This is a genomic window from Sporosarcina trichiuri, assembly GCF_030406775.1.
GTDB classification, from domain to species: Bacteria; Bacillota; Bacilli; order Bacillales_A; family Planococcaceae; genus Sporosarcina; species Sporosarcina trichiuri.
Genome location: NZ_CP129119.1, coordinates 1,654,446 through 1,675,252, shown reverse-complemented (window position 1 = coordinate 1,675,252; position 20,807 = coordinate 1,654,446). Strand labels below are relative to the sequence as shown.

Genomic DNA, 20,807 nt, shown 5'->3' with positions numbered 1-20,807 from the left:
GAAGAGGAAATGGCGAAAACCATCATTGAAAAAATTTGGGATACTCACGTGGTCGTAAAAGAAGAAGGGAAACCGGATCTGCTCTATATCGACCTCCATCTCCTTCACGAAGTGACCTCCCCGCAGGCGTTCGAAGGACTCCGTCTGGCCGGCCGGAAAGTGAGGCGGCCTGAACGATGCTACGCGACGATGGACCATAACGTGCCGACCCGCAATGTCGGAACGGTAAGCGATCCGACAGCTCGCAAACAGATGTCGGCGCTCGAAAAGAACTGTGAGGAATTCGGTATCGAACTCGCAGACATGAGGCATCCCGACCAGGGGATCGTCCACATCATCGGACCGGAACTCGGACTGACACAGCCGGGCCGGACGATCGTCTGCGGCGACAGTCATACGTCCACACACGGTGCATTCGGCGCCATCGCATTCGGCATCGGAACGAGTGAAGTGGAGCATGTCTTGTCGACACAGACATTGTGGCAGCACCGTCCGAAGACGATGAACATCCAGGTCACCGGTGAACTCGGACCGGGTGTAACCGCCAAAGATATCATCCTCGCCATCATCGCGAAGTTCGGCATCGATGCCGGCACCGGACACATCATCGAGTTCACCGGCGATGCAATCCGCGGCTTGACGATGGAGCAGCGCATGACGATCTGCAACATGTCGATCGAGGCGGGAGCGAAAGCCGGGCTGATCAGTCCGGATGAAACGACTGTCGAGTATTTGCGGGGCAGACGCAACGTTCCGGAGGGTGAAGCGTTCGACCGCGCAGCAGCCGGCTGGCTCGCGCTCGCCACCGACGAAGGTGCGGTATACGATGAAGCCCGCACGATTGACGCAAGCGAAATCGAGCCTCACGTCACATGGGGCACCAACCCGGCGATGGGGACCGGGATCAGCGGCCGCGTGCCGTATGCGGATGACTTCGCCTCACCATCCGACCGGGAAGCCGTTAAAAAAGCGATCGCCTATATGGGTCTCGAAGAAGGAATGCCTATTCAGGACATCGAGATCCAGCACGTGTTCATCGGTTCCTGCACCAATGCGCGGCTCGGTGATCTGAGAGCTGCCGCGGACATCATCGCAGGCCGGCATGTGCATCCTTCCGTCACGGCAATCGTCGTGCCGGGGTCCCAGTCCGTAAAACGGCAGGCGGAATCGGAAGGGCTCGACAAAGTATTCCTCGAAGCCGGTTTCGAATGGCGCGAGTCGGGCTGCAGCATGTGCCTCGCCATGAATGACGATATCGTGCCGGCCGGGGAGCGCTGTGCGTCCACGTCGAACCGGAATTTCGAAGGCCGGCAGGGGGCGGGGGCCAGGACCCACCTCGTCAGTCCTGAAATGGCGGCAGCAGCTGCAATCGAGGGACGCTTCACTGACTGCCGGAAAGTACCTGCACTGCAGGAATAGGAAGGAGACGAGTGTATGGAGCCGATCCGTACAGTAACCAGTATACTGACACCGCTTGACCGCAAAAACGTCGATACCGACCAGATCATCTCGAAGGAATTCCTGAAGCGCATCGAACGGACGGGATTCGGCCGTTACTTGTTCTATCATTGGCGGTTCGATTCCGCAGGCAATCCCGATCCAGACTTTGTGCTGAACGATCCGAAGTATGAGGGTTCAAGCATCATCGCAGCAGATGAGAACTTCGGCTGCGGATCATCCCGTGAGCATGCGCCCTGGGCCATTCTCGATTACGGCTTCCGGGTCATTCTCGCACCGGGATTTGCAGATATCTTCTATAGTAACTGTTTCAAAAACGGCATTCTTCCGATCCGGCTGCCGCAGACGGTCATCGATGAACTGCTTGCCGACAGTCAGATTGAGCCGCTCACGCTGAGCGTCGATCTTGCAGAGCAGACGATCACCCGACAGGACAATGGTGCAGTCATACCGTTCGACATCGATGCCTACTCGAAACAGATGCTCTTGAATGGCTGGGATGAGATCTCCCGGACATTCCACTATGAAGATCAGATCGCCGCCTATGAAAACCGGCTGGCGAACTGACAGATTCCTCCTATAGCAGAGGCCGTCCATACAGGGCGGCCTCTGCTTTCTGCTTGCGGTTTTGCCGGCGGGACGGAAACAGTATTAAAGGGATTTGCAGGCCGCTGTCGAATACACTGGAAGACTATCTGACTATTGGAGGAATTCAAATGAGAAATGAAGAGTACCTGCTGATCCCGGGTCCGACCCCTGTTGTCGACTCCATTTACGACGCACTTGCGGAAGAGACACGGGCGCACACCGACCCCCGTTTCGTCAGCCGCTTCAAGAAGGCGATCGAGCGCACGAAACGGATCCTGAATACGGACGGGGAAGTAATCCTTGTTGCGGGCTCCGGCACGCTCGTCATGGAAATGGCACTCGTCAACGCAGTGGCTCCGGGAGAGCGCGTCTTGGTCATCAGCCATGGCCACTTCGGTGACCGGTTCACAAAACTTGCACAGGCCTTCGGTTTCGAGTTCGATGTCCTCCAGTCGGAATGGGGGCGGCAGGTTTCCCGCGATGACCTGGCACAGCAGCTGAAAAAGCATACGTACAAAGCCGTCACCGTCACACATGTCGACACATCGACAGGGGTCAAAGCCGATCTGGATGACTTCATCCCGCTCATCAAACAGCACGGAGCACTTGCCATCGTGGACGGTGTCTGTGCGACGACCGCCCTGCCGGAAGATATGCAGTACGACTACGCAGGAGAGGGGACGTCCATCGATATCGTACTTACCGGGTCTCAGAAAGCGATCGGTGCGCCTCCCGGAGTCGGCATCATCGCCTTCAGCAAGAAGGCAGTGGCGGCCCGGCGTGCGATGGAACGGGTGCCTGCCTACTATGCGGATATCGAAAACTGGATTCCGATCATGGAGGACCCGTCCAAATACTTTGCAACGCCGCCGGTCAACATGATCTATGCGGTGGAAGAGGGACTTAAGATTGTGGAGGATGAAGGGCTTGAGCAGCGCTACATCCGACATGAGGCCTATGGCAAAGCTGTCCGCGCAGCACTCCGTGTCTACGGCATGGAGCCGCTGGCCGACGAGGGGGACGCCGCACCGACGCTCAGCTGCATCCGCTATCCGGAAGGGACGGACGATGCGTCATTCCGCGCGGCACTTGCGGAGAAGGGCATCATCCTGGCAGGCGCCCTGGCCCACCTGGCCGGCAAAGCGTTCCGGATCGGCCATATGGGCAACACGACACCGGAAATACTGGAATCGGCCATACGGAAAATCGGGGAGACCCTGCAGGAGCAGGGGACGGAGGCGGACGTCGAAAAGGCAGCCGAAGCCTTCCGGGAAGAAGTCGGCGCACTGCAGACAAAGTAAATACATGAAGGCTCCGGTACAATGCCGAAGCCTTTTCTAATGCGATTTTTTAGCTGGCTGTCTGGACAAGCAGCCTTCAGTCTGACAATAGTGGTAAAAAAGTATTGGTTTTTGCGCTTGATACAGTTATAATCGAACTAGTCATAACTATTCAGACGATTCGAGTTTACCGAAGTTGCTGAAAATCGAGAAAAGGCTGGGGTGGAATGGGTGAAACGGACAATCGCGGGGAAATTGACGAAGGGGTTCGGCTTTCTGCTGCTGATGCTTGTACTGATCGGTGCGGCGAGCATCCTGCTGCTGGTTAAACTGAACGGGGATTATAAGGACATGCTCGATGATGAAGTCCGCAAAGTGGATCTGGTGGACGAATTCGTTTCGAAACAGCACGAAATGCAGAGTGAAATCAGAGGATACATGCTGTATCAGGACCAGTCGATGCTGGACAGCCGGCAGGCGAACTACGAACGGTCCGAGGAACTGATTGCAGAACTGGGCAAGATGGCGGACACGGCCGGGAAAAAGAAGATGTATGAGGCGCTCGTCGATGCGAATGAAAAGTCGATGAAGCTGCAGAACAATGTCGTCGATAATCTGGAAGCCGGCAAAGATGATATTGCAAAGTGGATGTCGGAAGCTTCGAAGGATGTCGGCAATGTTGTCATGATCCGTGCCGAAGACATCAAAGACAGCCAGTATAAAGCACTTGGAAAGAAACGGCAGGAAGTGGACCAGCTGCTCACACAGCTTATGATCATCATCATCGCCGTCATGGCAGCTGCTGTCATTGCCGGTGCTTTGATCTCCCGCAAGATCAGCCTCTCGATCTCACGGCCGGTCGCCGTCGTGACAGACGGCCTGCACAAAATTGCGGACGGCGATTTCTCGATCGATCCGCTGGCAGTCAAGAGTAAGGATGAAATTGCGGAGATGGCAGCGGCCTTCAATAAGATGGGCGGGGACGTTGCCAGCATGATCCGGAAGATCAATACCTCCGCCGAGCAGCTCGCCATGCAGTCCGAAGAGCTGTCTGCAAGTTCAGAAGAAAGTCTTGCCTCCTCCGAACTCATCGCTGCGACTGCTGAGAATCAGCGGTCGGGCAGCGAGCAGCAGCAGCGGATCACCGGGCAGTCGACAGAGTCGATGGCTGAATTGTCAGCAGGAGTCGGCGAGATTTCCAGCAGTAACGAGGATATGCTGCGCGCTGCCGAAGCCGTCTCTGCCCTTGTCGGAAAGGGATCGGCGTCCATGGAGATTGTCGCCGGGGAAATGGAAACCATCCGGACGACTATCCAGGAGACGAGCGCCGTCATGGATGAGATGGCGGAACACTCCTCGGAGATCGGAAGGGTGACTGCACTGATCACAGGTATCGCTGAACAGACGAACCTGCTAGCGCTGAATGCTGCAATCGAAGCGGCACGGGCGGGGGATGCCGGAAAAGGGTTTGCGGTCGTGGCCGAAGAAGTCCGCAAGCTTGCGGAACAATCGAAGACCTCCGCTGCGGAAATCGGCACCATGGTCAGCGTCATCCAGGATGACGCGGTAAAGGCAACAGGCTCGATTGCCGCAGGCGTGGAGAAGATCGAGAGCGGCATGACGGCGACCGAGACGTCAGGTGCACTCTTCAGGGACATCCAGCATGCCGTCAGCGATGTCGCAGCAAAAGTGGAAACTGTCTCTGCAGCCATCGAGGAGATCCAGGCGATGGCCGAGGAAGTGACGGAAGGCGGCAAAGAAGTGCAGCGGCTCAGCGTCCAGGCATCCGCCGCAGCAGCGGAGACGAGCACAGCGACCGAGGAACAGCTCGCGGTAAGCGAAGAGATCAGTGCAAGCGCACAGAGCCTCACACGGCTGGCGGACGAACTGCAGCAGGAAGTGAGCAGATTCAAAGTATAAGTGAAAGCACATCGCCATATGCGTGCGATGTGCTTTTTCATTAAGATTTATTGAGGAAACAGGTTTGAACTATACAAAAACGTGGAAACCTCTATATAAGAGATTTCCACGTGAACAGGTTTATTTAAGGTTGTCCATGAAGCGCTGCATGTCCTGGATCTTCACCTTGTCGTCGACACCGAAGTTGCCATCAGTGTAGCCCTTTGTAACATCATTTACATAGAGGGCGCCGATTTGTGCCGCTGCATAGTAGTCAGCCGGCACATCTTTGAATGGCACGTCCGTAGAAGTCGGCAGGTCGAACGCCCTTGTCAGGACGATCGCCATCTGGGAGCGGGTCAGAGAGCTGCTCGGATTGAAGCTGCCGTCGCTGTTTCCGCTGAAAATGCCGTTTTCGGCAGCAGCCATGATTTCATTGTAATAAGAAGTCTTGGGATTTACATCCGGGAAGTCCTTGCTTTCATAAGTGCGGTGCAGACCGAGAGATTTCACGACAGCATTCGCAATTTCCCCGCGTGTTGCGTAGTGTACTTTCGGTGCAGCCGGCTTCGAAGCCACAACTGTATCGCCGAATGTCGCTGCGCGCTTCGCGCCGACATAACGGCTCTTCCAGTAGTACGGGTCATTCAGAGATGATACAGTGACGCCCTTGCTTGTTGACGCGTGGATGAATTTGCTGGAACCGATATAGATTCCGACATGCGAGATGCCGCGGCCGCTCGTATTGAAGAATACGAGGTCGCCTGTTTGCAGGTTGCTTTTCGAAACGGATTTCCCTTGTTTGAACTGCTGACCTGTTGTACGAGGAAGTGACTTTCCGTTCTTTTTATAGACAAGCTGTGTGTATGCTGAGCAATCAATGCCGGAAGTGGTTGTCCCACCATAACGGTAAGGAGTTCCAATATAATTTTTAGCAGTTGAGACGAGACTGGATGTAGAGCTTGCAGAGGCCATTGACGGTACGGACGTTGAAATTAGTAAACTGGCGATTCCTAATGCCACAAGACGTTTCAGTTTCATAAGTTTCTCAGTTTCCCCTTTCGCACCGTTTCGATGACAGTGACTTTATCTGTGAACATCTTAGCATAGGCTAAACGTGCTTTTGGTTACAGTTATATTACAACTGCATTACAAAGTAAGTAGATTGCTAGTGAATGCTGCAATAACGCGGTTTATCGACTTGAAAAAGCGGTGATCGTGTTTTTATTTTTGCCTTTTTGTCTGTCACAGCATGAAAAATACCGTCATCTGCGGTATCTTTGTAACCAAACCTATCGAATTGCCGGGGGCTCCTCGCTGTCCCCGGCGGAACGGAGTTGTTTTTATGAAGAAACTTGCAGTGTTCAGTAATATGTACCCGACCGAAGCACATCCTACATACGGGATCTTCGTGAAGAACCAGGTGGAAATGCTCTCGGCCGCAGGACTGGAGATGAATGTCCTCGCTGTCACCGATCCGAAGGGGGGCAAAGTCCGATCTTTATTGAAGTATGGCAAGTGGTTCTTGCAGTCCGCCCTTTACTTGAGGAAACACCATCGGGAGCTTGCGCTGACGCATGCGCACTATGCTTTCCCGACAGGGCTGATCGCCCTTCTTGGCAAGCGGCGGTATGGTGTGCCGTACGTCGTGACACTGCATGGCGGGGATATCGATAAGATGGCAAAAAAGAATGCCCGGATCCGCCAGATGACACAAGACGTGCTGCGTGGGGCGGATCACCTCATCACGGTGGGTGAGCGGCTGAAGCAGGAAGTCGTCTCGGACTTCGGGGTGGATGAACAGAAGGTGACGGTCATGAGCATGGGGGTCGACCGGAATGTCTTCCGTCCGCTGCCGAAGGGAAAGGTGCGTCATAAGCTCAATCTTCCGGAAAACGCGCCGGTCGTCCTGTTCGTCGGCAACATCATCCGGGAAAAAGGGGTGGTGGAGCTGGTTCGCGCCTTTGCTGCAGTCAAGGAACGGTTCCCTGAAGCATCCCTGCATTTGATCGGTTCGACCCGGTCGGAAGCCTATGTGGAGGAAGTCAGGCAGTGTGCCGCTGATCTTGCGCTTGACGGCGTGACGTTCGAAGGGACGAAGCCGCAGAAGGAATTGGCGGACTGGCTTGCTGCTGCAGACGTCATGGCTCTGCCTTCCTACCATGAAGGCTTCGGCCTGGTCGCCCTCGAGGCGATGGCCGCAGGGACGCAGGTTGTGGCGTCAGATGTCGGCGGATTGACGTATCTGCTGGCGGACGGGGCAGGGATCCTCGTTCCGCCGCGCAATTCCGAGAGGCTTGCAGCAGGTCTTTCGGAAGCGCTCGAAGGCGGTGGCACGCAGAATGCCGAACAGCGCGAAACGGTTGTGGAGGAGCATTCCTATGGGACCATCCTCCGCAAACTGAACGCGATTTATGACAATATCGGACGCCGCTCAACCGATGGGTGACGGCACATATTTGCCACATATTTGAAAGCTTAAACAGTTGCATCCCCTATGCAAAAGGAGTACTATTTAGATGTTAAATCGATTCAGACGTATACAAAAGGAGCGGTTCAAATGGGCAGATTACAAGACAAAGTAGCATTCATTACAGGCGGAGCTTCAGGTATGGGTGAAATGATGGTGAACTTGTTCACAGCGGAAGGCGCAAAAGTCATCGCTGCGGACATCAACACGGAAGCTCTCCAAGCGAAATGGGAAAGCAAAGAGAACGTCGAATACGTCAAGCTGAATGTCACAGACGCTGACAACTGGGCAGAATCCGTGAAAACAGCTGCAGACAAATTCGGCAAGATCGATATCCTTATCAACTGTGCAGGCATCTCCACTGAGAAAGCGATGGACGACATCACACTCCAGGACTGGCAGCGCCTCCACGACATCAACGGTTTCGGTACATTCGCAGGAATGCGCGCAGTCGTGCCATACATGAAAGAAGCCGGCAAAGGTGCGATCGTCAATATCTCATCATATACAGCGCTCGTCGGTATGGGCTACAACCCGTACTCAGCTTCAAAAGGATCCGTCCGTGCGATTTCCCGTGCAGCTGCAGCTGAATTCGGTAAAGACGGCATCCGCGTCAATGCAGTATTCCCAGGTGTGATCCAGACACCGATGGTCGCGAACTTGGAGTCTTCCAAAGCGGCTCTCGAAGGTCTCATCAAGATGACACCGCTGGCACGTCTCGGACAGCCTGAGGACGTAGGCAACGCAGTCCTGTTCCTCGCTTCCGATGAAGCTTCATACATCTCAGGTGCTGAACTTGTCATCGACGGCGGATTCTCCGCTCGCTGATCAGTTTGACAACACGAAGAAACGCCTTCCCGTCATGGATAGGCGTTTCTTTTTGCGTTCACAGACAGATCAGAACCGGTACTTCGTCAAAATACCTTCCAGCTTCAAAGCGAGTCCGAGGCTTCCCTTCACCTTCAGTTTCCCCATCATGAAGGCAGATGTCGTATTGAGTTTCCCATGCAGCAATTTGTAGAAGTCGCCGACATTCATGGACAGCACACAGTCTGCACCAGCCGTATCGGCCGCCGTCACTTCAGCCTGCTGGCCGGCTAATTTCAATACATACTCCCCGGCTTCCGTGCCCGAAAGATTGAAACCGTATGTTACATCTGCCCCTTGAAACGGGGCGGGGTACTCATTCAGCTGCTGTTCAATCGACTCCCATGTCTTTGCCAATTCCATTTCCTGTCCGATCGCCAATACGTCCACTCCTTAAAATGAATGATCGTTCAGTACTATCGTATCAAAATAATCTGAATAAATAAACCCGAAGTTTTGTCGATTCCGGGAAGGGGAAAATGAAGATAAAGAGAAGACTAGCATATGGACGGAACCAGCCCGCGGACTGCTTGGAGCGAGCGATACAAAACACCTGTAAAAAGATGATCAGCTTTTTTAGGAGGTGACTTGCGTGGAACGGAGCCGGGAAGAAATGACGGAATTCGTCAGGAAGATAAAGCGGCAGCAGCAGGAAGTGTTCAGGCAGGCCAAACAGCTGAAACTGGACAAGGATTCGATGACAGATGTCTTGCTGGATCTGTGCGGCAGCATCGCGGGGATCATGGGTGCAGACCGGGTCAGCATCTGGCTGTTCAGCGAAGACTATACATACTTGACCGAGAAGATTACGTTCGCCGGGGACACCATCAAGGTTCCGAAGGTCCGGACCCTGTATAAGGGCGACGCCGATGCCTATTTCACTGCGATTGCCGAGCAGCGCGTCCGGCCGGTGGAAGATATAGCTGCTGATACGGCTCTTCAGTCATTGCCGGAGAATTATTTCGCAGACTCGCCGATGGCCTCCCTGATCGATGCGTCGATCATCATGAGCCGCGGCATCGGGGGCGTCCTCTGCTGTGAGACACAGGAACGGAGGAAGTGGTCGGAGCTGGATGAAGTGATCATGGCTGCGGTCGCGGATATGCTGTCGTTCGTCTTCGACAGGCTGTCGCAGCTTGAGATGGAGCATACGGTCCATGAGCTGGCGTACACGGATACAGTGACGGGGATCGATAACGAAAATGCGTTCATCGAAAAGGTGGATGGCATCATGCAGCGGTCAGGAAGCGGTATGCAGGGGGCTTTCCTCTATATGAAAGCGGATCAGTTCACGACCATCCAGAGTGTCCTCGGACCGGATGCGACGAAACATATCCTGAAGGAGATCGCTGAGCGGTTTGTCAGGTACTTCTTGGAGGATGCAGTCATCGCAAGAATTGCGTTCGATCACTTCATCATTTTTACGGAATACCATGCCGACGAGCAGACGCGGCAGCAGCAGATGGAGAAGATCATGTCGCGGATGCGCGAGCCGATCCAGGCGGAAGGCCAGGAAGTCCACTTGACGTTCAGTTATGGCGTGGCGTTTTATCCGGAACATATCACGACAGCATACGAAGGGATCCAGGCTGCGAAGATCGCACTCGATTCGTACCAGCCGAACACTGCCAGGAAGTCCAGGGCTGTGTACGACCCGGAAATGTCGGAACGGTGGCAGGAAGCGATGCACTCGGAGATGAACCTCGGGAAAGCACTTGAACGGAACGAATTCCGCCTGTACTATCAGCCGCAAGTGGAAAGCGTGACGCATCGGATGACAGGGGCGGAGGCGCTGATCCGCTGGCAGCATCCTGAAAGAGGGATCATTCCGCCGGTGGAATTCATCGGCATCGCGGAAACGACCGGTCTGATCGTGCAGATCGGGGAATGGGTGATCTGCGAGGCATGCCGGCAGCTGTGCCGCTGGAAGGAACTCGGTCTGGATGATTTGACGATATCCGTCAATATTTCACCACGCCATTTCCTGCATCGCACATTCCCGGATTTCATCGGCAGCTGTCTTGAGGAGTTCCGCATATCACCGGAAAGCCTGATCATCGAAATTACGGAGAATGTCGCATTCGAGAGTTCGGACGCTGTGGAGCAGCAGATACAGCGGCTGGCGGATCGGGGGTTCTCCATCTCCATCGATGATTTCGGCACCGGCTACTCGGCGTTCATCTATCTGCAGAAATTTGCGATCCAGGAAGTGAAGATCGACCGGCAGTTCGTCCGCAATATCGACACGGACGTCCGAAGCCGGGCGATCGTCCGGGCTATCCTGACACTCGCCAAGAGCCTTCATATGCATACAGTGGCGGAAGGGGTGGAGACGGAAGCGCAGCTTCGGTGTCTCGAGACCCTCGGCTGTTTCGAGATCCAGGGCTATTATTTCGGAAGGCCTGTACCTGCAGAGGAACTGACGGACCGCCTGCTGGCATCACCGCGGTTCCCTCAGCTTTTCCTTCCCATTCCGGCAACATGAAAAAAGGACGGTCAGCCCCCTGTGCTGTCCGTCCTTTTCGATTAGCTCCTGCCGATCGGGAATTTGAATGGAACCGATCCAGGAGGGGAGTGCTTGATGATGTCGATCATCGGGATCGTATACGCGAACGCAATGAGAGCGATCGTGATGCCAATCCAGACATACCAGTTTTCCAGGATTTTCGGCGCGGCCTGAGCGTCTTCGTCCTCTTCGGCGATCGGGAATTCCTCGACGCCTTTCGGTGCGAAGAATGCGAGCTTGATGAAGATGTAAACCATGAGGACAATGCCGACGAACAGGATGGTGCCGCCGATCGCCTGGGCGAGCTGGTAGCCGATCCATGTATCGACCTGCGAGCCGCCTGCATAGTTCGAGAATGCCGAGCGGCGCGGCCCGCCGAGCAGCCCCTGGATGTGCATGGCAGTGGACATGATCGACATCCCGACTGTCCAGATGATGGTCTGGATGATGCCGAGCTTGTTGAGCTGTTTCGTCAGACGGCGCCCTGTCAAGTGCGGCACGAGCCAGTAGGCGATGCCGAAGTATGTCAGGATGACAGTTGTCGCAATCGTCAGGTGGAAGTGGCCGGTGACCCAGATGGTATTGTGCACAAGAGCATTCATCTGGTGGGACGCATTGATAATTCCGCCGATTCCGCCTGGGATGAAGGCGACCATGCCGACGAATGGTGCAAAGAAGCGGACATCGCCCCAAGGGAGTTTCTTGAACCAGCCGAACAGGCTCTTATAGCCTTTCTTGCGGCCAGTCGTTTCAAATGTCGCAAAGATCGAGAAAGCGGTCATGAGAGACGGGATGACGACCATGAATGTCAGCACGACCTGAATGAATTTCCACGTAGGATCGATACCCGGCTCCGTCAGCTGGTGGTGGAACCCGACCGGAATCGAGAACAACAGCAGCAGGATGAACGCCATCCGCGCTAGCGAGTCACTGAACAGCTTGCCGCCGATGATTTTCGGGATGATCGCATACCACGCCATGTAGGCAGGCAGCAGCCAGAAGTACACGAGCGGGTGGCCGAAGTACCAGAACAGCGTCCGGCTGACGAGTACGTTGATGGTGTCGGTCATGCCGAGTGACCAAGGGATGAACTGGACAACGACAGCGATGGCGACGCCGAGCGACGCGATGACCCACATCAGCATGTTGATGACGGTCATGAATGCGAGCAATGGGGACTTCTCGCCTTTATGAGCTTTCTTCCAGACATACAGCTGGCGGAAGTTCGTGAATGCCGCAACCCAGCTGCCGATGATGACGAGCGCAAGTCCGATATAGAATGCCGGATGCGCAGCGAGTGGTGCATAGAATGTATACAGGACGTTCGCCTGGCCGACAAGGATTGTCACGGCCGCCATCACGGTACCGGTGAGCATCATCCAGAAGGAGATCCAGCCGACCGTGCGCTGCTTATTGCTGATGCCGACTGTCTTGCCCATGAGTGCGAATTGGAATCCGATGATGAAGAATGTTGTCAGAACGAGTCCTAAAATGACGCCATGCACAGTCAGGATCGTGTAATAATTGATGTTGAACGGCAGCGTGAACCTGCCGGAACGGACGAATGTCTGCAGCAGTCCCATCAGGCCGCCGATCAGAAGAGACGCAAACGTGACGAACATGAAGGACATATAGAGCCGTGCGTCTTTTTTCGGGAATAGCTGGAGGTTGCGTTTTGTCGCATCCAGATCATTTAAAACTGCCATGTTAATACACCTCTACCTTTCCGAACATCTGATGGTGACCGATGCCGCAGTACTCGTTACAGACGATCGTGAATTCCCCTTTGTTCTTCATGACGGTTTCATAGCGGCTGATATGACCCGGTTCGACCATCATGTTGACATTCGTGCCGGCGACCTGGAACCCATGGACGACATCTTTCGTTGTGATGGTGAACAGCACGGTCGAGCCTTGCGGGACACGGATCGTCTTGACCGGTTTTTCATCCTTATCCACACCGAGGTTGTAGTTGAAAGTGGAGGCGACAATGTTCACTTTATACTTGCCGTCTGCAACTTCCTGCAGACCGAGACTTTCAGGTTTGAAGCTTTCATACGCTTCGATGTTGTTGGGATCGATCATATCCAAACTGCTCTGCGGGTGCGTCCCTTTCCAGAATGCCGCAAAGCCGATTACCAATAGAAATATAACTAATGAGGCCATACCGAACCCGAGCCAGATCTTCTCATACTTGTGCAGATGCATAGTATCTGCTCCTTTCCCTTTTACGTCCATTTATCTTGAAATGAAAAGCCAATACGCACCGAACCATGCTGCGACCATCAGGATACCGAGGATCATGACCATGATGAATGTCCCTCTCAAATTGGAACTGTCTGCAGCAGGGACTTGCTTGTTCGGATGTTTTTTCGCCATTTTGCTCACCGCCTCCGTGCAATGTCTGATTTTGTTTGTTAAGCTACTTTCATCATATTGAATCTGCGAAATTTAAATACTAGGGAAATCCCTAGTGTTTTCGGATCACATACTTTATTCACAATTCGTTCATGGAACCACCACACATCTGACAAAATATCTTGTGGCACCGGGACTGTTTACATAGGGGGAGAGACGGGAAATGAAGGCGGGGGAGCGTTTGTTGACCAACCGGACAGCGCACCTTACAATGGATGGAGTACATACTTAAGAAAGCTGGTGGAATCTTTGAAAAATGTCCGAACAATCACTGTGGAAAGCAAAGAGCAGGGAGCAGAAGAGATCTGCAAGATTGTCCGCAACGAACTGGAAGCGGGGCGTCTTCATGTGCTCGGCCTTGCGACAGGCAGCACGATGGAACCTGTCTATGAGAAAATGGCAGCATCCGATATGGACTTCACGGATGTGACTGCGTTCAATCTGGATGAATACATCGGCATTCCGGCGGATCATAAGAACAGCTATGCGTACTATATGAACGATCTTCTATTCTCGAAAAAGCCGTTCAAAGAGACGCATATCGAAAACGGCATGGCGGAAGATCTTGACGCCGAATGTGTGCGCTACGAAACGCTGCTGAAAGAGAATCCACTTGACATCCAGTTCCTCGGTATCGGCGAAAACGGCCATATTGCCTTCAACGAACCGGGGACATCACCGGAATCCGTCACGCACGTCGTCGAGCTGACACAGTCGACGATCGACGTGAACAGCCAGTATTTCAGTGAAGACGAAACAATGCCGACAACCGCACTGACAATGGGGATCTCGTCGATCATGCAGGCGAAGAAACTGATCGTCGCAGCATTCGGCGAAAAGAAACGTGCGGCGCTCGAGAAACTGTTTGCTGGCAAAGTGACCACTGAATGGCCGGTAACATATTTGCTGGAGCACCCGGACGTCACCGTGGTCACAGATTTGAAACTATAATAGAAGGAAACGCAAGATGACTGTCCACTGGGCAGTCTTTTTTTGCGTAGGGAAGAGGGAGATGAGGCGTCGGTATCGGACAAATCAGGGGACATATCGGACACATGGCGCGCAGTGTCGGACATTTCATCAGGCATATCGGACTAATGACGCGACGTATCGGACACATCGCCGAATATATCGGCATCCGGACACAATTCAAGGGCTGAATGGTGCTCGCTTCGCTCGTTTGTTGCGCAGACCGCCCGGGACGCGGCAGCAGATTGGGGGCACCGGCGGCCTGTTGGCGCGGAAAAAGGGACAAGCCAGGCACGGAACAGGGGGTATCGGACAAATCGGGGGCCATATCGGACACTTCGGGCGAAGTATCGGACATTTCATCAGGCATATCGGACAAATGACGCGACGTATCGGACACATCGCCGAATATATCGGCATCCGGACACAATTCACGCAAACCGGACGCCAAAAAACCCGCACAGCCGAAACTGTGCGGGCGGGGGATAGCACTTACTGAGGAACCCGGATCGTCCAACGGGAGAAATCCGGTTCGTCTTTTGTCACCATTTCTTTCGGATAGATGAATGTCCATGGTTTTGTCGTATTTGCATTGACCGGCAGGGAGCCGATATCGAACGAGCCGCTTGCCACCACTTCACCGGAGGCGTCGATCAGCTCGAGCGGCAGTTTTTCGATGTTGATCTGCTTCGAGTGGCCATTCCGGATGAATACCGATGCCGCGATGCTGCCGTCATCCTGTTTTAATGCCTGGAATCCGGCGATATTCACTTCGCGCGGCTTCAGTTTCGGCAGATTGCCGACGACTTCCTCCAACGCGGCCTTCTGCTCAGCCGGAAGTCCCTGTTCCCACGATTCTTCGAGCTCGAGCTTGTGCGGCACCATCGACTGCACGTTGAAGGCGAGTTTCCAGTCCTCTGCAGGCGGCTCTTCGACGAACAGGTTGTCCTTCGTGAAGACGAACACCCACGGGCGGGCGCTGCGCGGCTGGATTTCGCCGAGCTCACTCAAGTCGAACTGCTGGGAACCGATCGTTTTGCCCTCTTTGTCCAAGAGCATCAGTTCCACCTCGCCGACCGTGATCGTCTGATCGAGCGACGAACGGAAGAATGCTTTCACGAGGAAATCACCAGTTGCCGGTTCGACGTCGATGTCGATGCCGGAAAGGGAGATCTGGTTAGGTTTCAGCGGCTCCAATTCATTGGCGAGGAAACGGAATACATATTCCTGTTCCTGCGGGAGCTGCCAGGACGGGTGGAGGGACAGCGACGTTTCGATATCCTCGTCTCCGCCTTGTCCGGAAGTTCCCGCCATCAGCTCTTCTGAATCGATCGTGCTGTCTTTGCCTGTTTTCTCGGTCTTCTTAAATAATGATAAGAAATTCATCAGTTAACCTCCTGTGCTTGTTCTTCCTGCTGTTCCGTCAGCATCTTCAAGAATTGGATCACTTCGGACGCAATGCTGCGGCGCAATTTCTGATAATGCTTGCCGAACAGCTCCAGTCCTTCACGCTGATAAATCCGCATCGGATCCTCCTGTCCATACGACCGGAGTCCGATCCCTTCCTTCAGCCGGGTCATGACTTCCAGATGTTTCACCCACATGGAATCGATATGGCTGAGCATCACTTGCGGAATCAGCGCGTTCACCTGCTCATTATCCTCAAACGAACGGATGTATGCAACCAATTCATCGAGAGGTTCTTCATAGAATTTCACGATCTGCACCGGTTTCTCGAACGTGCGCGGCAATTCAGCCGGCTTGTGCAGCAGGGAATTCATCGTCGTCTCGATCCGGTCGAAATCCCACTGATCCGGTGTCTCCCCCTCCGGGCAGCTGTCGTATATGACGAACTCCATCGTTTCGTGCAGCATCCCTTCGAGCGTACCGATAATGTTTTCCCTCTCCAGCACCTTATCCCGCAATGCATACAGGACATTCCGCTGATCGTTGATAACATCATCCAGCTTCAGATTGTACTCGCGCATCGAATAATGCGACCCTTCGACGATCCGCTGCGTCCGTTCCGTCAGTTCGTTCACGTCTTTGTTCAGCACCAGTCCGGTTTCATCCGTCTCGGCTTTTTTCTGGAATTTCTCCAAATCGTCTTTTGCGAACCGTTTGAACATATCGTCCTCAAGCGACAGGAAGAACCGAGATTCGCCTTTGTCCCCCTGACGGCCCGAACGGCCCCGTAATTGGTTGTCGACGCGGCGGCTTTCGTGCTTTTCCGTCCCGAGAACGAACAATCCGCCGAGATCTTCCACCCCTTCACCGAGAACGATGTCGGTTCCGCGGCCTGCCATGTTGGTCGCGACCGTGATGTGCCCTTTTTGCCCGGCGTTCGAGATCAATTCGACTTCCTGCTCGACACTTTTCGCATTGAGCAGATTGTAGTCGAGCTTATGTTCATCCAAATATCCGACGACTTTTTCCGACTGCAGGATCGACGTCGTTCCGACAAGAACCGGCTGGCCGGATTCATGACGTTTTGCGACTTCCTTCGCCATCGCTTTGTATTTGTCATCAATTGTTGCAAATACATAGTCCGGCTGATCGATCCGCTGGCGGGGCCGGTTCGTCGGAATCTGGATGACCTGCATGTTATACACTTCCCGGAACTCTTTCTCCTGTGTTTTCGCCGTGCCGGTCATGCCGCACAGCTTCGGATACATGCGGAAATAGTTCTGGATCGTGATCTGTGCCTGCGCTTTGTTTTCGTCAGTGATCGGCAGGTTCTCCTTCGCTTCGATTGCCTGATGAAGTCCATCCGACAGCGTACGGCCTTCCATGATCCGGCCGGTGAACATGTCGACAAGCTCGATTTTCTGATCTCTGACAATATAGTCCACGTCACGTTTGAAAATGACATGGGCGCGGACCGCCTGGATCATGTAGTGGTACAGCGTCTGGTGCTCGAGGTCATACAGATTGTCGACACCGAACGCTTTTTCGACTTTCTCGATACCAGCTTCCGTCAGGGCAGTCGACTTCGTTTCGTCATCAAAGTCGAAATCGACACCCTGTTTGAACCGTTTCGCAAGACGGGCGGCGATCATATGAAGATCGGCATCCGCCTGCATCTTGCCCGCCACGATGAGCGGCGTCTTCGCTTCGTCGATCAGCACGCTGTCGACTTCATCGATGATGGCGTAATGATACGGACGCTGCACTTTCTGGCTGATATGCTGCGCCATGTTATCGCGCAAGTAGTCGAAGCCGAATTCAGTGCCGACACCGTACGTGATATCCGCATCATATGCCTCTTTTTTCTCGAGCCCCTGCATCATCGGCACGTTCAGGCCGACCGTAAGACCGAGGAAACGATGGATCTGTCCGATCTGTTCAAAGTCACGGCGCGCCAGGTAGTCATTGACTGTAATGACATGGACGCCTTTTCCTTCAAGGGCACGTACGTAAGAGGGAAGGGAGGCGACGAGCGTCTTTCCTTCACCTGTCGGCATCTCGGCGATGTTGCCTTCCGCCAGCACCATTCCGCCGATCAGCTGGACGTCGAAGTGACGCATGCCGAGTACACGATTCGATGCTTCGCGCACGACAGCAAAGGCTTCAGGAATGATCTGCTGGACCGTTTCGCCAGTTTGGATGCGTTCTTTGAATTCGACGGTCTTTTCAGCGAGCTGATCGTCTGTCAAATCGACATAATCAGGCTCCAGTTTATTTATATGGTTTACGACTTTCCGGTACTTCTTGAGCTGCCGGTCACTCGTTTGGTTCGATCGTTTGAAAATGGATAGCATATAGATAACGCTCCTTTATATCGTCCATTGCATGGACACGTCCCTATTTTATCAAACTGGACGGGAAAAGACTATAACCGCACGAGAAAGGTTACGAAAATAGGTGTATCCCCTCAAAATTCAGGGTATTGTTATAACGTACGTCTGTGTAAACATAGAAAAGTTGGTTCACAGAGTGCTTTCTTTTTGCCGCCATGGTATAATACGGTAGGCTAAAATTAAAATCGAGAACTTCAGGGAGGAAGGACATGTTATTCCTGGCTATGGCGGCTGCATTTGTCGGCGCCATCATACTAACTCCGCTTGTTATAAAATTCGCATTCCGGATCGGTGCAGTTGACCGGCCGAACTATCGTAAAGTACATGCTGCGGTCATGCCGCGCATCGGAGGTCTTGCGATCTTCGGTGCCTTTCTGATCGGCTATGCTATATTGCTCCCTAAAGATGAACACGCTGCCGGAATCCTGATCGGTGCAGTGATCATCATTGCAGTCGGTTTCTTCGATGATATGCTTGAAATCACAGCGAAGGCGAAAATGCTCGGCCAGCTGGCTGCGGCAGTGGTCGTCATCACGGTCGGCGGCATGCAGATCGAAGTCCTGAACCTGCCATTCATCGGACAGATTGAATTTGGGTTCCTGAGCATCCCGATCACCTTGCTGTGGATCGTCGGTATCACGAATGCCATCAACCTGATCGACGGGCTGGACGGACTGGCTGCAGGGGTTTCGACCATTGCATTCATTTCCATCTCCGTCATGGCACTTATCATGCACGATCCGTTCGTTCTTGCCACGGCTGCCATCCTTGCCGCAAGTTCCATTGGATTCCTTGTGTTCAACTTCCATCCCGCCAAGATCTTCATGGGGGATACGGGATCGCTGTTCCTCGGCTTCATGATTTCCGTTCTGGCGCTACTTGGATTCAAGAATGTCGCAGTTGTTTCGCTCGTCATTCCGATTATTATACTCGGTGTGCCGATATCCGATACCTTCTTCGCGATTGTGCGTCGGATCCGCATGAAGCAGTCGATCACCGCACCGGATAAATCACACTTGCATCACTGTCTGCTGCGGGCTGGGTTCTCCCACCGTCAGACGGTACTCGTCATTTACGGCATTGCCATTCTGTTCGGAATTGCAGCGGTCCTGTTCTCACAGGCGACCGTCTGGGGAGCGATCCTTCTCCTCGGTGTCATCCTGCTCGCCATTGAATTGTTCGTGGAGATCATCGGACTGGCTGGTACAAATTACCGGCCGATCTTGAACCTGGTCCGCATGATCGGAAAATAATAGTGCATGGCTGTCTCAGAGTTCCTCTCTGAGGCAGCCTTTTTAGTTTGTCAAAAGATGCATGCCAATAGAAAAGTGCGCCGGCCGTCAGGGGACGGGGCGCACTGTGTGTACTGCATTCAATTATCGTCTGTGTCGGATCCGCTGTCGGCGTCTTCACTTGGAAGACCGGCGCTGTCCGTGCCGTAAAGACCGGATTCTTCATCATCGACGTCGGTGCCAGAAGGGGAAATCAGCCCGAGATGGGATTGGAGGATGAGCCGTTTCTGCTGGAGGTCTTCTTCATTCAGCTTCCAGTAGTAGACTCCGGTACCCCAATCATCATCGCCTTCCAGCGTCAGCGTGTCGACGGATGGCATGCCGCCTTTTGCATATTCAAGGAACGACAGCATCTCTTTGTAGGTCATGTTGGTCTTGACATTATCGCCGAGCGCTTCGATCACTTCGCCGAATTTCGTGATGGCTGCAGGCGACTTCGCCTTGTCCATCATTGCCTGGATGATCATCTGCTGGCGTTTGCCGCGTTCGATATCATTATCCAGTTTACGCGTCCGGGCGAGGGCCAGGGCATGTCGCCCGTCGAGTGTCTGAAGACCCGGCATCAGGTGGATCGTTCCGGCGTCCGTCTCATCTTTTTCGATACGCTCATACGGCACATCGACGTCCACGCCGCCGAGCGCATCAACGACATCGATGAATGCATTGAAGTTCGTCTTCAAATAATAATCGACAGGGATATCGAGCATCTCTTCGACAGTTTCGACTGTCGCTTTTGTCCCGCCATAGGCATTGGCGTGTGTGATTTTGTCTTTGTAATCGACTTCAGGAATGTATACGTAGGAATCCCGCGGGATGCTGAGCAGTTTGACGGTCTTCAGTTTTGGGTTCAATGTTGCGATGAGCAGCGCATCGGCCCGGCTGTTGCTGTCTCCCTGCTGCCGGTCATCGCTGTCATCGACGCCGATGAACAGGACGGATACATTGTCCTTGGCCGGCTGGATGCGTGTTTCTTTGTCCGTAGTCCTAGGGGAACGGTCAGGGATCGCTTCATATGCCCGGTCGGCTGCCAATTCCGCCTTTTTGTGAAGCGTCACGCCGTAGATGGCGACTGTGAACAATGCAGCGATGGCTGCCACGAGCCCGATCTTCAGTGCGAGCCGGGTCTTGGATGACCTGCGCTTTGACTTCTTATAGTCTTTCCGTTTCATTTAAGTTCTGGCCTCCGTTATGCCGTCCTTCTGCCGGATTCCCGATGATTCACGGAAATGGACAGCGGCGGTCTATACTGTCGCACTGGCT

Annotated in this window: 17 protein-coding genes; 9 read left to right on the top strand and 8 right to left on the bottom strand. The window is 53.8% G+C overall.

Going from position 1 to position 20,807, the window contains the following annotated elements; all coding sequences use genetic code 11:
- Positions 1-9: 9 nt before the first annotated feature.
- The 4 genes from leuC (at position 10) to QWT68_RS08750 (ending at position 5,246) form a co-directional block, all read left to right on the top strand.
- Entirely contained in the window at positions 10-1,419 is a 1,410-nt protein-coding gene (gene leuC / locus QWT68_RS08765; protein ID WP_290147911.1) for a 3-isopropylmalate dehydratase large subunit, read from the top strand.
- A gap of 15 nt (positions 1,420-1,434) precedes the next feature.
- On the top strand, positions 1,435-2,025 hold the full coding sequence (gene leuD, locus QWT68_RS08760) for a 3-isopropylmalate dehydratase small subunit (RefSeq protein ID WP_290147910.1): 591 nt from the start codon (positions 1,435-1,437) through the stop codon (positions 2,023-2,025).
- 149 nt (positions 2,026-2,174) lie between these two features.
- Entirely contained in the window at positions 2,175-3,347 is a 1,173-nt protein-coding gene (locus QWT68_RS08755; protein ID WP_290147908.1) for a pyridoxal-phosphate-dependent aminotransferase family protein, read from the top strand.
- 210 nt (positions 3,348-3,557) lie between these two features.
- Entirely contained in the window at positions 3,558-5,246 is a 1,689-nt protein-coding gene (locus QWT68_RS08750) for a methyl-accepting chemotaxis protein (RefSeq protein WP_052461821.1), read from the top strand.
- A 120-nt stretch (positions 5,247-5,366) separates the two neighbouring features.
- Here the strand turns inward: QWT68_RS08750 and QWT68_RS08745 are convergent, their stop codons facing one another.
- Positions 5,367-6,266 (bottom strand): C40 family peptidase, encoded by a 900-nt coding sequence (locus QWT68_RS08745; protein WP_040287143.1) that lies wholly within the window; start codon positions 6,264-6,266, stop codon positions 5,367-5,369.
- 304 nt (positions 6,267-6,570) lie between these two features.
- Between QWT68_RS08745 and QWT68_RS08740 the strand changes: the two genes are divergently transcribed.
- Both QWT68_RS08740 and QWT68_RS08735 read left to right on the top strand, forming a co-directional pair.
- Entirely contained in the window at positions 6,571-7,674 is a 1,104-nt protein-coding gene (locus QWT68_RS08740; protein ID WP_290147907.1) for a glycosyltransferase, read from the top strand.
- A 111-nt stretch (positions 7,675-7,785) separates the two neighbouring features.
- Positions 7,786-8,523, top strand: coding sequence for an SDR family NAD(P)-dependent oxidoreductase (locus QWT68_RS08735; protein ID WP_040287141.1), 738 nt, complete (start codon positions 7,786-7,788; stop codon positions 8,521-8,523).
- Between the two features lie 69 nt (positions 8,524-8,592).
- On the opposite strand, the gene QWT68_RS08730 is transcribed toward QWT68_RS08735, so the two are convergent.
- A complete protein-coding gene (locus tag QWT68_RS08730) occupies positions 8,593-8,943 on the bottom strand; it encodes an SCP2 sterol-binding domain-containing protein (RefSeq protein WP_290147906.1) in 351 nt (116 codons plus the stop codon).
- A gap of 211 nt (positions 8,944-9,154) precedes the next feature.
- On the opposite strand from QWT68_RS08730, the gene QWT68_RS08725 reads away from it, so the two are divergent.
- A complete protein-coding gene (locus QWT68_RS08725) occupies positions 9,155-11,047 on the top strand; it encodes a putative bifunctional diguanylate cyclase/phosphodiesterase (protein ID WP_290147904.1) in 1,893 nt (630 codons plus the stop codon).
- A gap of 41 nt (positions 11,048-11,088) precedes the next feature.
- Here the strand turns inward: QWT68_RS08725 and QWT68_RS08720 are convergent, their stop codons facing one another.
- Genes QWT68_RS08720 through QWT68_RS08710 form a run of 3 tightly spaced genes read right to left on the bottom strand, consistent with a single transcriptional unit; the run spans position 11,089 to position 13,447 of the window.
- A complete protein-coding gene (locus QWT68_RS08720; protein ID WP_040287139.1) occupies positions 11,089-12,774 on the bottom strand; it encodes a b(o/a)3-type cytochrome-c oxidase subunit 1 in 1,686 nt (561 codons plus the stop codon).
- Between the two features lies 1 nt (position 12,775).
- Positions 12,776-13,276, bottom strand: coding sequence for a cytochrome c oxidase subunit II (locus QWT68_RS08715; protein ID WP_040287138.1), 501 nt, complete (start codon positions 13,274-13,276; stop codon positions 12,776-12,778).
- 30 nt (positions 13,277-13,306) lie between these two features.
- Positions 13,307-13,447: a cytochrome c oxidase subunit 2A gene (locus QWT68_RS08710; RefSeq protein WP_098060136.1), complete on the bottom strand. Its 141-nt coding sequence runs from the start codon at positions 13,445-13,447 to the stop codon at positions 13,307-13,309.
- A gap of 288 nt (positions 13,448-13,735) precedes the next feature.
- On the opposite strand from QWT68_RS08710, the gene QWT68_RS08705 reads away from it, so the two are divergent.
- Positions 13,736-14,437 (top strand): glucosamine-6-phosphate deaminase, encoded by a 702-nt coding sequence (locus QWT68_RS08705; protein ID WP_040287137.1) that lies wholly within the window; start codon positions 13,736-13,738, stop codon positions 14,435-14,437.
- A gap of 510 nt (positions 14,438-14,947) precedes the next feature.
- On the opposite strand, the gene QWT68_RS08700 is transcribed toward QWT68_RS08705, so the two are convergent.
- Both QWT68_RS08700 and secA2 read right to left on the bottom strand, forming a co-directional pair.
- Entirely contained in the window at positions 14,948-15,841 is an 894-nt protein-coding gene (locus QWT68_RS08700) for an accessory Sec system S-layer assembly protein (RefSeq protein ID WP_290147902.1), read from the bottom strand.
- Complete coding sequence (gene secA2, locus QWT68_RS08695) at positions 15,841-18,216, bottom strand: accessory Sec system translocase SecA2 (protein ID WP_290147901.1); 2,376 nt, start codon at positions 18,214-18,216, stop codon at positions 15,841-15,843. Before secA2 ends, QWT68_RS08700 begins: the two co-directional genes overlap by 1 nt.
- 248 nt (positions 18,217-18,464) lie before the next feature.
- Here secA2 and QWT68_RS08690 point away from each other — a divergent pair, with 248 nt between their 5' ends.
- Entirely contained in the window at positions 18,465-19,508 is a 1,044-nt protein-coding gene (locus tag QWT68_RS08690) for a glycosyltransferase family 4 protein (RefSeq protein WP_040287133.1), read from the top strand.
- 119 nt (positions 19,509-19,627) lie between these two features.
- On the opposite strand, the gene QWT68_RS08685 is transcribed toward QWT68_RS08690, so the two are convergent.
- Positions 19,628-20,716, bottom strand: a complete 1,089-nt coding sequence (locus QWT68_RS08685) for an LCP family protein (protein ID WP_040287132.1) — start codon at positions 20,714-20,716, stop codon at positions 19,628-19,630.
- Positions 20,717-20,807 lie beyond the last annotated feature (91 nt).